The organism is Pseudoalteromonas ruthenica (assembly GCF_008808095.1).
Taxonomy (GTDB): domain Bacteria; phylum Pseudomonadota; class Gammaproteobacteria; order Enterobacterales; family Alteromonadaceae; genus Pseudoalteromonas; species Pseudoalteromonas ruthenica.
In genome coordinates this window covers 672,419-685,888 of the sequence record NZ_CP023397.1, presented here as the reverse complement: position 1 = coordinate 685,888, position 13,470 = coordinate 672,419, and the positions used below count along the sequence as shown (strand labels likewise).

The 13,470-nt window shown below is 47.2% G+C and carries 10 protein-coding genes and 1 pseudogene; 6 read left to right on the top strand and 5 right to left on the bottom strand.

Annotated features, from left to right (window positions below):
• Positions 1-4: 4 nt before the first annotated feature.
• On the bottom strand, positions 5-1,138 hold the full coding sequence (gene dnaJ / locus PRUTH_RS18250) for a molecular chaperone DnaJ (RefSeq protein ID WP_151174139.1): 1,134 nt from the start codon (positions 1,136-1,138) through the stop codon (positions 5-7).
• Between the two features lie 153 nt (positions 1,139-1,291).
• The gene (gene dnaK, locus PRUTH_RS18245; RefSeq protein ID WP_022945191.1) at positions 1,292-3,217 is read right to left on the bottom strand and encodes a molecular chaperone DnaK; all 1,926 of its coding nucleotides are present in this window, start codon (positions 3,215-3,217) and stop codon (positions 1,292-1,294) included.
• A gap of 185 nt (positions 3,218-3,402) precedes the next feature.
• Between dnaK and PRUTH_RS18240 the strand changes: the two genes are divergently transcribed.
• Positions 3,403-4,194, top strand: a complete 792-nt coding sequence (locus PRUTH_RS18240) for an acyl-CoA thioesterase (protein WP_151174138.1) — start codon at positions 3,403-3,405, stop codon at positions 4,192-4,194.
• Here the strand turns inward: PRUTH_RS18240 and PRUTH_RS18235 are convergent.
• Positions 4,183-4,980, bottom strand: a complete 798-nt coding sequence (locus PRUTH_RS18235) for a substrate-binding periplasmic protein (RefSeq protein ID WP_151174137.1) — start codon at positions 4,978-4,980, stop codon at positions 4,183-4,185. The genes PRUTH_RS18240 and PRUTH_RS18235 overlap by 12 nt on opposite strands.
• An 84-nt stretch (positions 4,981-5,064) precedes the next feature.
• Between PRUTH_RS18235 and PRUTH_RS18230 the strand changes: the two genes are divergently transcribed.
• The 3 genes from PRUTH_RS18230 to PRUTH_RS18220 are packed head-to-tail and all read left to right on the top strand — an operon-like array spanning position 5,065 to position 8,565.
• A complete protein-coding gene (locus tag PRUTH_RS18230) occupies positions 5,065-6,291 on the top strand; it encodes a PqiA/YebS family transporter subunit (protein ID WP_151174136.1) in 1,227 nt (408 codons plus the stop codon).
• Positions 6,284-7,942, top strand: coding sequence for an intermembrane transport protein PqiB (gene pqiB / locus PRUTH_RS18225; RefSeq protein ID WP_151174135.1), 1,659 nt, complete (start codon positions 6,284-6,286; stop codon positions 7,940-7,942). Before PRUTH_RS18230 ends, pqiB begins: the two co-directional genes overlap by 8 nt.
• Positions 7,942-8,565, top strand: a complete 624-nt coding sequence (locus PRUTH_RS18220; RefSeq protein WP_151174134.1) for a PqiC family protein — start codon at positions 7,942-7,944, stop codon at positions 8,563-8,565. Before pqiB ends, PRUTH_RS18220 begins: the two co-directional genes overlap by 1 nt.
• Before the next feature lie 59 nt (positions 8,566-8,624).
• On the opposite strand, the pseudogene PRUTH_RS18215 reads toward PRUTH_RS18220, so the two are convergent.
• Positions 8,625-11,511: pseudogene (locus tag PRUTH_RS18215) on the bottom strand (insulinase family protein).
• Positions 11,512-11,701: 190 nt separating this feature from the next.
• On the opposite strand from PRUTH_RS18215, the gene PRUTH_RS18210 reads away from it, so the two are divergent.
• Positions 11,702-12,115, top strand: coding sequence for an MAPEG family protein (locus PRUTH_RS18210; protein WP_257221094.1), 414 nt, complete (start codon positions 11,702-11,704; stop codon positions 12,113-12,115).
• A gap of 56 nt (positions 12,116-12,171) precedes the next feature.
• On the opposite strand, the gene PRUTH_RS18205 is transcribed toward PRUTH_RS18210, so the two are convergent.
• The gene (locus PRUTH_RS18205) at positions 12,172-12,906 is read right to left on the bottom strand and encodes a peptidylprolyl isomerase (RefSeq protein ID WP_138508319.1); all 735 of its coding nucleotides are present in this window, start codon (positions 12,904-12,906) and stop codon (positions 12,172-12,174) included.
• A gap of 198 nt (positions 12,907-13,104) precedes the next feature.
• On the opposite strand from PRUTH_RS18205, the gene PRUTH_RS18200 reads away from it, so the two are divergent.
• Positions 13,105-13,347: a hypothetical protein gene (locus tag PRUTH_RS18200; RefSeq protein WP_306669453.1), complete on the top strand. Its 243-nt coding sequence runs from the start codon at positions 13,105-13,107 to the stop codon at positions 13,345-13,347.
• Positions 13,348-13,470: the final 123 nt, after the last annotated feature.

The following is a 13,470-nucleotide window of genomic DNA, read 5'->3' as shown; positions in this document are numbered from 1 at the left end:
ACCCTTACTTGGTTAAGTCATCAAAGAACTTTTTCACCCCGTCGAAGAAACCTTTCTCCTTCGGGCGGTATTTTGAGCTGTCTTTGCCCAAGCTGCTTTCTAACTGCTCAAGTAGCTCGCGTTGCTCATTGTTGAGGTTCACTGGCGTTTCAATCACTACCTTACAGATTAAATCACCGACTGAACCAGAGCGCACTGACTTAACCCCTTTACCACGCATACGGAACATCTTTCCAGTTTGCGACTCTGCTGGGATTTTCAGCTTAGCACGACCATCTAGCGTTGGTACTTCAATCTCACCGCCTAACGCTGCTGTGGTAAAGCCGATAGGTACTTCACAGTACAGATTGTTGCCGTCGCGAACAAAGATAGGGTGTTCGCGTACGCTCACTTGTACATAGAGATCGCCTGCAGGCGCACCATGAGCACCGGCCTCACCTTCGCCAGCAAGACGAATTCGATCGCCAGTATCCACACCCGGGGGAATTTTCACCGACAATGTTTTGGTGCGTTCTACGCGACCTTGACCATGACAACTATCACAAGGGTCGGAAATAATTTGCCCTGTCCCCTGACAAGTTGGACACGTCTGTTGCACTGCGAAGAAACCTTGGCGCATTTGTACCTGCCCTGCACCATGACAAGTATGACAGGTTTTCGGTTTTGAGCCTGGTTTGGCACCTGAGCCATCACAAGGCTCACAGGCCACCCAAGTAGGCACTTTGATTTCGACGTCTTTACCACGCACTGCCTCTTCTAGGCTTAAGTCCATGTTGTAACGTAAATCGGCGCCACGTTGTTGGCGTGACTGACGACGACCGCCACCAAAGATGTCTCCAAAGACATCCCCGAAGATGTCACCAAAATCGCCTGCGCCACCGCCAAAGCCGCCGTGGCCGCCACCGCCGCCTTGTTCAAATGCTGCATGGCCGAACTGATCATAGGTTTGGCGTTTTTGCTCATCACCGAGGACTTCATAGGCTTCTTTGACTTCTTTGAACTTATTTTCAAGCTCTTTATCGCCGGCAGTACGATCCGGGTGATATTTCATCGCCAGGCGCTTATAAGCCTTTTTAATATCTCGGTCACTGGCGTCCTTTGCTACGCCAAGGACTTCGTAATAATCGCGTTTTGACATATCTACCACTACTGTTAATAAATGCAGCAAGGCTGCAAAGTGAAAAAGGGTTTACCGTTGAGCCTTAGCCATGGCAACCCTCATTCCTAAAATCTACATACACTAAGGGCGCGTCAAGCGATTTCGCCAGCGCGCCCTTACAAAGTTCAAGACTTATTTATTCTCGTCTTTCACTTCTTCAAACTCAGCGTCAACAACATCGTCGTCTTGCTTTGCTTGTGATTGCTGCTGTGCACCAGCATCAGCGCCACCTTGCTGTTGGGCTTTCGCTTGCGCGATTTCCATTAGCTTTTGTGACTTCTCAGCAAGCGCTTGGGTTTTCGCATCGATTTCTTCTTTGCTTTCACCCTTAATCGCAGTTTCAAGTTCCGTTAGCGCACTTTCGATAGCTGTTTTATCTTCTGCCGGTAAATCATCACCCGCTTCTTCGATTTGCTTACGCGTACCGTGTACTAAAGCATCTGCTTGGTTACGTGCAGTTACTAACTCTTCGAACTTTTTATCTTCCTCAGCGTTTGCCTCGGCATCACGTACCATTTTTTCTACTTCATCATCGCTTAGACCTGAAGAAGCTTGGATAGTGATTTTTTGCTCTTTACCTGTGTCTTTATCTTTTGCTGACACATGTAAGATACCATCGGCATCAACATCGAAAGTGACTTCGATTTGCGGCTCGCCGCGACGCGCTGGACGAATACCCTCAAGGTTGAACTGACCAAGCGACTTGTTGTCGGCAGAGCGCTTACGCTCACCTTGCAGTACATGAATGGTTACTGCATTTTGGTTATCTTCCGCTGTTGAGAAAGTTTGCGACTTCTTCGTTGGAATGGTCGTGTTTTTCTCGATCAATGCGGTCATCACTTGGCCCATGGTTTCGATACCAAGAGACAGTGGAATAACATCAAGCAGAAGTACGTCTTTCACGTCACCAGCAAGAACACCACCTTGCACTGCCGCACCCATCGCTACCGCTTCATCCGGGTTTACGTCTTTGCGAGGTTCTTTGCCGAAGAACTCAGTAACCGTTTTCTGCACTAATGGCATACGTGTCTGACCACCCACTAGGATAATGTCATTCACATCACCTACCGATAAATCGGCATCCGCCAGTGCTTTTTTCAATGGCTCGATAGACTTCGTAACAAGGTCTTCAACTAATGACTCAAGCTTAGCGCGAGTCAGCTTCACGTTCATGTGCTTAGGACCGCTAGCATCAGCCGTAACATAAGGTAGGTTCACCTCAGTTTGCTGTGCACTTGAAAGCTCAATTTTAGCTTTCTCGGCGGCTTCTTTAACACGCTGCATCGCTAGCGGATCGTTATTAAGCTCAATACCTTGCTCTTTTTTGAACTCTTCTACCAAATAGTTGATAACGCGGTTATCAAAGTCCTCACCACCTAGGTGCGTGTCACCGTTGGTTGCCAGTACTTCGAAGGTGTGCTCGCCTTCTACTTCGTCGATTTCAATGATAGAGATATCAAAAGTACCACCACCGAGGTCATACACAGCAACCACGTTGTCGCCTTTTTTCTTATCCATACCATAAGCAAGCGCAGCGGCCGTTGGCTCGTTAATAATGCGCTTAACTTCTAGACCCGCGATACGACCTGCGTCTTTTGTTGCTTGACGCTGTGAATCGTTGAAATATGCTGGCACTGTGATTACAGCCCCTGTTACTTCTTCACCTAGGTAATCCTCGGCGGTCTTCTTCATTTTCTTCAAGACTTCGGCAGAAATCTGAGGAGCAGCACGCTTTTCGCCTTTTGCTTCGACCCAGGCGTCGCCATTGTCTGCTTTAACAATCTTAAACGGCATGATGCCGATATCGCGTTGTACTTCTTCGTCTTCAAAACGACGACCAATTAAACGCTTGATTGCAAAAAGTGTGTTAGTCGGGTTGGTTACCGCTTGGCGTTTCGCCGGCTGACCTACTAGCGTTTCACCGTCTTCAGTGAATGCGATAATAGAAGGAGTCGTGCGATCGCCCTCGGCGTTCTCAATTACGCGTGGCTTATCACCGTCAAGTACTGCTACACACGAGTTAGTAGTACCTAAGTCGATTCCAATAATCTTACCCATGAATCTTCTCCAACTTCAAAATTCTGTTAACGTGTTCGATGACTACTAGATAGGGGCCGCTTTTGTTAATTCAAGCGTCATAATTAAAAAAATTTCGTTTTTTTGTCATTTTTTTCAATTTTCCCCCTCGCCAAGGGAAAATTTACCGTTAAACTGGTCTGACAAGTTCAATTAAGGTGAGACAGATGACCTTTGATACCCTATTGGCCAGCGTGACTGGCGAGAACCAACAAACGCTCGAATTTCCTGCTTCTTGGACACAAGGGCGCACAGCCTTTGGCGGCTTGTCTTGCGCATTAGCCTTACAATCCATGCTAAAACATTGCGATAGCGACCGTATTTTACGATCGTTTAGTGCGCAATTTATTGGTCCCATTGCTCCAGACACCCCCTTTACCCTGACCTTCCACCATTTACGCGAAGGCAAAAGTTCTAACCAATACAGCGCAACCATTGAGCAGCATGGGCAAGTATGTTTATCTGTCCAGGGATTATTCGCCAAAGACCGCGCCTCCGAGGTTGAAGTGCCAGTGGCCGCTGTCACCGTCCCTAAAACCGCCGATGCAGAAAACTGCTTACCCTATGTAGAGAATGTTATGCCGGCCTTTTTTCAGCATGTGGACTTAAACCTAACCGAGGGCAATATGCCTTACAGCGGCGCCGAACGCACTGACTTAACAGGCTGGATGCGCTTTAAAGGACAACAGCAGCAATACGACTGGACCCATGTCATTGCCCTGATTGACAGCTGGCCACCATCGCAATTACAAGCATTTAAGCAACCGGCACCAGCAAGTAGCATGAGTTGGCATGTAGAGTGTTTAACGCTACCTCAATTAGCAGCGTCACAATGGCTAGGCTTGCATGTGCACACCACCGCCGCACATAACGGCTACGCTTATGAAGACGCCACTGTTTACTCTGAGTCAGGGCAGGTGCTTGCTCGCTCTAAACAAACTGTGGCCTTATTTGCTTGATTGGCGCTGAGCATACGATGGCGCGCTGGCAAGCAATGCCTTGTAGCGCGGTGTTTTTTTTAGCTCTGCAAGACCTTGGTTGAAGCGCTCACGCAGCTGTGAATCAGTAAATACCACGTGTCGGGGAGAAGGAGGCCAAAGCGCATGGATGGTAACTGGCTTTGTCTGTTGCCCCTGGTTCATTGCAAAGGTGTGTAAGTAATACTGAAAAATGCGCTTCTCCAGCACAATCACATCTACCCACCCCTTCATGAGGTGGTCTATTTGCGCATACTGATTGACTACCTCATCATAACTCAAGGCGTTAGTAATGGCCTTGGTATAGTCAGGTCCAAGGTAGTTTTTGGCATTTTGAAACGCAAGAATGCTTTTACCATGTAAGTCACTGAACTGCTCAATGCTGAAGTTATGCTCAGCTAAGCTAATAGCTACATTCTCAAAATACAATAAGGGCTCGCTGTAGTAGCCCTCGAGCCCTGACTCTTTCGGAATATTAATCGCGCCGCTAATTTTACCTTGGCGTAACTGCGCCTCGGCACGGCGATTACTTAAAAAGTGTAAAGTTAATGGCCCAAGCTGCGCTTTTTCCAAAGCATGTTTGATAATATCTATCTCAATCCCGTGGTGTCCGTCTTTAAATACATAAGGTGGGATGTAAGCACTGGCGGAGAGCTCCACAGCGTTATCGTCGAGGTTATTGGCAGCATTTGCTGTGCACATAAACATCGTACACAGCATTACCTTACTGATAGCTAGCCAGTTCATCGTTGCCAGACCCCTTGTCATAACCCGTCCTTAGTCACTAGGAATTACATAAAATAAGCGCTATGCTCTAACATTAGCAGTTAACTGGATAAAGTTTGAGAAAACATGCAACTGGCCTGCCCGCAATGTGATCTAGTGGTCGATGTGCCGCGACTCCGAGCCAAACAAGTTGCCCAGTGCCCTCACTGTCACTCGAGCTTAAATGCAAGCAACGTCAATAACGACCCTAAAGTTGTAGCCCTCACCCTGAGTGCCATTATTTTATTATTGAGCTCAGTGTTTTACCCTTTTATTTCGTTCTCCAGTCGAGGCATCACGCAAACCATGACCTTGCCTGATGCCGGACGCATGCTTTTTAACTACGACAGCACCCTGTTAGGGATATTTATTGATATCAGTATCATTATTTTACCCTTAGTGATGCTGTTGTTACTGCTGCCTTTGCACTTAGGTTTTTTGCGCACTTTGCCAAAGCATTGGGGCCGTAAGCTGCTGAAATTGACCCTAGCATTGGACACCTGGGTAATGTCGGAGATTTTCCTCGTCGGCGTATTGGTCAGTATGGTTAAAATAATGTCTATGGCAGACATTGCCTTTGGCATTAGCTTTTGGGCCTATGGCGGGTTTGTGCTGACATATATAGGTGCCCTATCTTACGTCAACCGTCCTAGACTGTGGCGACAGATTGCCCCTCATAAAGAGCTCGCCGTTCCAAAAGGAGTGAGGGCTATTGATGTCAATCTACGCGCCTGTCATGTTTGCCAGCAACTTACCTACGACAAACTATGCCCACGCTGTCACAGCACTACGCATTATCGCAATATGCAAAGTGTACAAAAAGCCGCTGCCTGGCTGGTGACGTCGGTACTGTTGTACATTCCTGCCAATGTACTGCCTATCATGTATACCACCAGCTTGGGAGACAGAGAGCCATCAACGCTAATTGGCGGCGTAATACTGTTGTGGCAAAGTGGTTCATATCCCATCGCTTCGATTATCTTCCTTGCCAGTGTGGTGGTGCCATTTGCTAAAGCATTGGTGCTTGCGACCTTGTGCGTGATGGTTTACCGCCAAGCCAGTCGCCGCTCTATGGTGTACACTCGGCTATATCAGGTTACTGAATTTATTGGCAAATGGTCGATGATTGATGTATTTGTTGTTGCTATCTTGGTAGCCTTAGTACAGCTAGGCAACCTGATGTTGGTCGAACCCGGGTTGGGCGCGTTATGTTTCGCAGCGATGGTTATTTGCCAAATGATGGCGGCCCATGCTTTTGATCCACGTTTGATTTGGGATCCCCCTGAAAAAGTGAAGAGAGTCGTGAATGAGTAATACTGCGCGCATTAAAACGGCGCCTAAACTGTCCCCTATTTGGCTGATCCCTATCATCGCCTTGTTTGTTGGTGCATGGATGTTACTGCAACACCAACTCTCACAAGGGCAAACTATTTACATCAAAATGCCCCATGCTGAGGGCATCGTCGCCGGTAAAACAGAAATCAAAGTTCGCAGTGTAAAAATAGGCACTGTCGATGCAATTCGATTGGCGTCAAGCCGCGATCATGTTATCGCCCGCGCTCAAGTAGATAACCACTACGATAACTTACTCACTGAAGATGCAAAAATATGGGTAGTCAAACCGCGCGTGGATGAAAGTGGCGTCACCGGCTTTAGTACTTTATTTTCGGGTGTTTATTTAGAATTCGCCCCCGGCGAGAGCAAGCAGCTCACCGAGCGCTTTGAATTGCAAGAGGAGCCTGCGCTGATTGCCAATGATGTCAAAGGCGGGCGTTACAAGTTAATCAGCCGAGATGCTGAAGTGCTCGAGGTGGGCACAGGGGTTTACTTCAAAGGATATAAAATCGGCCAAATCGAAACGGCCAATTTTGATTGGCAACAACAAGTGATGCGTTACGGTTTATTTATTAATGCGCCGTACGAAAACCTGGTGACGTTGAACACGGTCTTTTGGGTTAATTCAGGACTCGAATTTGACCTATCCGCTGATGGCATCAACGTCAAAACAGGATCGATCGCGAAAATGCTAAAGGGAGGTATTTCGCTGGCCACCCCAGAGGGCGATCCTCCAGGAGCAGTCGCCAAGCAAGAGCATACCTTTAGCCTAAGTGACAGCTATAAAGCTGCGTTAGAGCAGCGATTTTATGATTACCAGCACTACCTCATTGAGTTTGAGCAGTCTATTCGCGGCCTACGAGAGGGTGCGCCGGTCGAATACAGGGGTATGCGCATAGGCACTGTCGAGCAAGTCCCGGCTGAGGTTATGATTGATGGTCGCCCTGCTCACTTTAGCAACACCAGCAATGCCGTTCCGGTACTTATACGTATCGAGTATGGGCGCTTGTACCGCGACTCACAACAAGCGAGGGAGTTTTGGCAATCCCATGTTGATGAGCTCCTGCAACAAGGACTTAAAGCTTCTTTGAAGCCTGGTAACCTGCTTACTGGCGCCGTTTACGTTGATTTTGATATCTATCCTGATAGTGAATTGGTCGGCTTAACACAACGCGGCGACTACACTGTTTTCCCCAGTACCTCTAGCGGCATCACGGTGCTGGCCAATCAAGTTAATGATGTACTCAATAAGGTTAAAGGCCTTCGTATAGAAGAAAGTTTGGCTCAGTTTGAAAGCACCATGGCCCGTTATGAAACGCTTGCTGTGGATATGCGCCAGTTCATGAGCGACCCGAGTATGAAAGCGCTGCCCAAAGAATTTACCCAAGATATGGCTGATATTAGCCAAAGTATGCGCCAATTTGAGCAAAGCATGGAGCAATTTGAGGTGACCATGGCGAGCTTCCAAAATGGTTCGAAAATGTATCAACAAATGCAGTCTTCACTTGAGCAAATGCAGCGCCTAATGGATGAACTGCAGCCCCTATCGAAAGGGTTAAAGGAGCAACCTAATATGCTGATCTTTGATAAAGAGCTGCCTGCTGATCCGCTGCCAAGGAGTGATAACTAATGGTTCGACTTATTTTATTACTGACGCTGGCATTGCTGATACAAGGCTGTGCAGGAGACTCGCGAACTAGCAATATACGCTACTACCAGTTAGATAGCACGCTGTTTAATAACAACCTGCTACGCACCGATGAGCAAACCCAACACCTATTGCGTTTAAGCCCTATCAGTTTACGCGGTAACCTTAATAACCGTGCCATGGTAGTACGACGCTCACCGCAAGAAATATACAGTGCTAATTACCATTTTTGGGCCGATAGCCCAGCACTCATGCTCGAAAGTAGCGCCCAGTTGCAGCTAATGGCCACATTAGAGCAAGTGCTGGTCGTCAAAGGGGCTGATGTCTATGCCGAGCAGCTGCAGTCATCGTTTTATCAGCTCGATATCGACATCGACCATTTTAACGGCGGCCTCAATAACAATGCAGAAATAGCAGGCTTGTGGCGTTTATCTCGAGTTGATGAGAAAGGTAAATTACACGTACTCAGTATGGCGCGCTTTAGCCAAAGCGAGCCGCTGGCACAAGATGGCTACGCTGCTTTGGCATCCGCCCTGAGTAAAGCATGGCAAACCAGCTTGACGGAGATTGCTAACGCCCTTCCTCAGCACTTTAATCAAGGCTAAATCAAACACATAAAAAAGGCTCCCATGGGAGCCTTTTCTGCACGTTATTATCCAGTAAACTACTGCTGCCAGCTGATTTGCTTTTGGAAGTCAGCCACCGATTCTACCTTGGTTTGCTCAGGTAAATCAGCGAAGTCCTTGTCGGCAAATTTACTGCCACGAAGCTGCACGTTGAGCCTTGCGGCTTCTGGGTTCATCATCGTTTGCTGGTAGAATGCTTGGATGTCTGCAAGCGTCAGTTGCTCGACCGCCGCAATCAGTTGGCTACGGCTGTTGAAATCAAACTGTTCGCGATACCAATCGGTAATAAGACGTCCAAGTTCATCTTTTAGATTTTTTGGCTGCTCTTTGAGCGCCACGAGAGTGGCATTTTTGAGCTGCGCAAACGTCGCCTCATCCATCTCATTAAGCTCTTGTTGATATTGTTGCTTGAAGCTATCAAAACGGGCCTGCATTGCCTTCGGACCTTTGACCGGGGTTTGAATAAACAACCCTATGGCGGCATAGTCCTCAAGTGGACGGGCGATAGCACCAACGGCGTAAGCCAGCTGCTCTTCAGTGCGCAGTTTATCAAAGGCCACCGTACGGAAGTGCCCTTGTAATACCGCAGCCGCAGCTTTTTGCGCATAACCTGGGGTTGGGTGATAAACCATGTCAATAATAGCGACATCAGCCACCTCTATGTCTTTATGAACAACATAGGTTTCGCCCTGCTTAGGTTGCCAAGACTGAGAACGCGTATACTGGCTATCTTCTTTTTGCGTCGGCAGCGCCTGAGTAATATTTTTGGCAATAACGTCAATACTGCTTTGATCATAATTACCAAAAGCAAATACCCGCACTGTGTTATGCGTCAACACTTGGCTCATCAATTGCTCTAAGTCCGCGACCGTAAGTGATTGCGCTTTGGCAATCAGTGCCTCGGTGTCGTAACTGCCAGAGCGAACTAGGTTGGAGTACTCATCAAACGCTTGGTAAAAAGGAAATTGCTGCTGCGCATTGTTTAGTGCTCGTACATAGCGGTCAACGGCTTGATTAAATGCTTGTTCATCGACTTCAACCTGCAAGTTGCTTAGCGCTTCACGTAATAATTCTGGTTGTTTATCGGTGAACCCGCCGACAGTGAGAGTAAACCCGTTACCAGGGTCCATGCCTACCGACATGCCAGCAATAGAGGCCTCGGTTGCCAACGCGGTTTGCGACAAATTGTATAAGTCGGCCCACAAATTCATTAACACCTTCGCAGTCATATCGTTTTGTGGCGCTGGTGAATTAACATACACCTCAACCAACCCTTTAGGCTGCTCAGCAAAATGTTGGCTCGGCTGCTGCCAGATTTTGATACCGTTTTTATCGTAGCTCACAACCGGTTTAGTTTGCGCCGCGTAGCCACGAGTTTTGATATCAAAATGCTGTGGCAGCAGACGATTAACGCTGGGTAGAGACAAAGCAAACTCGCTCGCTTGCTGCCAACTTGCTTGCTCTTCGCTGCTGATATCTTCAATGCGGTATTCGCCGTCGTAGAAGTGCAGCTGGCTATCGGTTTGCTCTTGCTGAGAAATATACCAAACTCGCAAGGTCTCGCCGTTAAGCTGTGCTAGCACATCCTGCACTGCCTGCGGATTAAACTCACCATAATAGTAAGGCGCGTTAATTGCGTTGGTGAGCGGATAATCCTGCATGCTTTGCGTTAACGAAGAAACATAGCTAAATTCATCGCTTTTCTCTAAGAACTGAAACTGATTATTCAGCGACGTTCGAATTTCGTCGAAGTACTTCTCATCAACACCATTTTCCTTGATAAGCTCAATGTAACGCATAACCGTAGCAACGATTTGTTCACGGTTTTGCATCCCGGCATCTGTCAGTTCAATATCCACTGACAACGCGCCATAATTGCCGTACATATTCGCTGATGCATTGGCACTCAATTGTGAGACCCAGCCCTTATCACGCAGTATTTGCGCTGGAGAGCCTGGCATTTCATTGCTAAGTAAGTAGGCCACAAAGCGGTTCGGCTTAAGGGCAAACTTATCCATGTTATTTTTAATCGTGAAATCAAGCTTCAACTGTTTCACATCTTCATTGGGCTTGTAGTAAATACGTTTGCCACCAGCCTGATCAAAATCCAGTTCAGCCTTCACTTGTGGCTCTTCAATGTTTTTATTTTCGATATTGGCGAAATATTGCTTCGCTAGCTGGCGCATTTCATTGAGTGGGCGATTGGAGATCATCGCCACTTTCATTATATTCGCGGAGTAATACTGGTTGTAGAAATCAACCGTTTCTTGGTGTAATGAGCTCCCTTCTTTATCGCCCAACGTCTCTAAATTACCAATCAGGAAGCGGTTTGCTGGGTGCTCACCCATCATTTTACGCGCGAGTTTAAACTGACCGAAAAAGTCCATTTCCCGGCGCATCGACCACTCGGCATTGACCGCATTCTTCTCTTTATCTGTGTACTCAGGGTACAGCTTTGGCGATTTGAAAAAGTCACTAAAACGGTCAAGCCCCTCAGCGTAGGCATCGTTATTCACTTTGAACATATAGTTGGTGATATCGAGCCAGGTATAAGCGTTATGAGCACCGCCATTTTTGGTCATAAAGTCACTGTAGCCCTTGGTATCGGGGTAGCGTTCAGTGCCTAAAAACAGCATATGTTCGAGGTAATGCGCCATGCCTTGTTGCGACATGGGGTCGTGCAAAAGCCCAACGCCCACACTTAATGCCGCCGCAGATTTCTCAGCACTGGGGTCAGAAACCAGCACCACATCAATGCCATTGTCCAACGTCAGTGTCTCGTAGGCCCGCTTGTCGTTAGGGCTCACAACTAAGTTTTCCGGAATCAATTGCTGAGTCAGTTTCGCTTTGTGAAGGCGTCGATGTACTTTTACAACCAGCCAGTACGGCAAGGCTCAGGGCACTCAGTGCTAATGTCTTTTTCATGAATTTGTCTCTTATAAGTGGACGTTTTCTTTTATGATCAAAAATCACTGATGAAAATGCAATGAAAAAGCTATCAAGTTTGTAACAATGTATGAAAACACTGACTACCTTTTCTGGCACTCGAATAATAGGAGTAATTCAGGTATGGTCTGGGATGTTTATAAATAATAATGAGTAATGGGAGATTAACGTGCACCAATGGCTTATTTTGGCAATGTTCGCGCAAGTACTGTTAACCCTTGTGGTGATAGTAATAATGGGGCGACGTCGTTTTGCTGCCGCACGCAACAAGCAAATTAAAATGCAACAATTTGCCACTATGGATCTCGACAACGCCCCGGAATCAGTGCAAGTGGCCGGGCGTAACTTTATTAACCAATTCGAAATCCCAGTTTTATTTTATGTTGCTGTGCTCACTGCATTAATTACACAAACCACCGGCTACGCTTTCACCGCCTTGGCTTGGGGTTTTGTACTACTGCGCCTTGCGCACACTGTGGTCCATATTAGTAGTAACCACCTAAAAACACGTTACTACCTCTTTTTGTTTGGTTGCATCACCGTGCTGGCGATGTGGATCATGTTGATGTTGCGCATGCTCTAATACCCGCCCAAAAAACGGCGCGCTAGCGATACCCTAGCACGCCGATTAGGCTTGCCTTACGCACGGCGCCAGCGAATCAACAAGCTAAGAGGTAACAACCACCAAAATGCACCTGAGCTTGAATCATCCCCTGGCTCGACAGGTTCATCAATTAAGGTATTTTCAACCGGAGTCAAGTTTGCCGCCGAATTGGGGTCATCATCAATGACAATAACGTCGTTAACAATAACTAGGTTGTTTGCCGTTAGCTCAGCGCCTTGCTGGCATTCGTCCGTACTGTAATCAACGACCGGCGTGCTAGAACAAGTAGGCAGCGCATTAATGGCTTTAACAACCTCCATCCCCTCACCTATGACCTGACCAAACACCGTAAATCCACCGTTTTGCAGATCTAAGTTACTACTGTTATCGGCGACATTGAAAAACCACTGACTTGACGCGCTGTTAGCGTTGCCACTGCGTTTAGCCATGGCGATGGTGCCAGCGACATTGGATAGCACAGGCTCATTATCTACCGTCCCTTGGGATTCAATGGCCACGGCCCCGCCATCGTAAATAAACCCGCCCCCCTGAACAATAAAGTCCTGCTCGGAGCGATGCAGGTAACTAAACTGATAATCGCCACGCTCAACATAACCTAGAAAATTAGCCACTGTTTTTGGTGTATGCTGATCAAAGAGGTTAATTTGAATGCTGCCTTGGGAGGTTTGCATTTCAACGATAGTCGCGTGAACAGGTTGCGCAAGAGTAAGCCCCGCTGCGACCAGACCAAAGCCAATAAGTTTATTCATGGGATTTCCTATATTGTTGTTTTGAGCCACTTTACATTGACTCAAGCCATGCTTCCATGAGGCACAGTGAATAACAACAAATTGATACCTGGGGGTAAAACCCAGTTACAAATTGGTTAACAACATATAACTATAAAGTATCTTTTTGCGCTTTTTTAAAACAGATTCGACTTATCAAACTATCAAGAGTTCTCTAGTATGTGCATATCATTTGAGCAGCTAAAAACAACAACTATGGATAACAGCAACAATCTCATTTGCGACTTTGGTGTTCACAAAGGCGAGTCGTACCGCCAAGTGCCTGCATCGTTTTTAAACTGGATGGTCGGTATCAATCATCATCAGGCACCCCTAGCACGTGCTGAGTTACGCCGTCGTGAACAAGCTGCACTGGCCAGCGTCTCGTCTTGTGCAAGCCAGCACAGTGAGCTAACTGGCTGATCTGTTGCGACTGAGCCCGGTTGCTTCAGAAAATATCTTAACTTAGGGTATAGACAGGCGGATTTGCACAGTCCATCTCAGACTAGTGAAATTGTCATAAAATTTAATTAAAATCAGGCGCAA

Excerpts from the sequence above, each read along its gene's own strand:
- dnaJ (WP_151174139.1), bottom strand. The coding sequence starts at position 1,138 with ATGTCAAAACGCGATTATTACGAAGTCCTTGGCGTAGCAAAGGACGCC.
- PRUTH_RS18200 (WP_306669453.1), top strand. The coding sequence starts at position 13,105 with ATGTGCATATCATTTGAGCAGCTAAAAACAACAACTATGGATAACAGC.
- PRUTH_RS18220 (WP_151174134.1), top strand. The coding sequence starts at position 7,942 with ATGGTTCGACTTATTTTATTACTGACGCTGGCATTGCTGATACAAGGC.
- PRUTH_RS18230 (WP_151174136.1), top strand. The coding sequence starts at position 5,065 with ATGCAACTGGCCTGCCCGCAATGTGATCTAGTGGTCGATGTGCCGCGA.
- dnaK (WP_022945191.1), bottom strand. The coding sequence starts at position 3,217 with ATGGGTAAGATTATTGGAATCGACTTAGGTACTACTAACTCGTGTGTA.
- PRUTH_RS18235 (WP_151174137.1), bottom strand. The coding sequence starts at position 4,980 with ATGACAAGGGGTCTGGCAACGATGAACTGGCTAGCTATCAGTAAGGTA.
- PRUTH_RS18205 (WP_138508319.1), bottom strand. The coding sequence starts at position 12,906 with ATGAATAAACTTATTGGCTTTGGTCTGGTCGCAGCGGGGCTTACTCTT.
- PRUTH_RS18240 (WP_151174138.1), top strand. The coding sequence starts at position 3,403 with ATGACCTTTGATACCCTATTGGCCAGCGTGACTGGCGAGAACCAACAA.
- pqiB (WP_151174135.1), top strand. The coding sequence starts at position 6,284 with ATGAGTAATACTGCGCGCATTAAAACGGCGCCTAAACTGTCCCCTATT.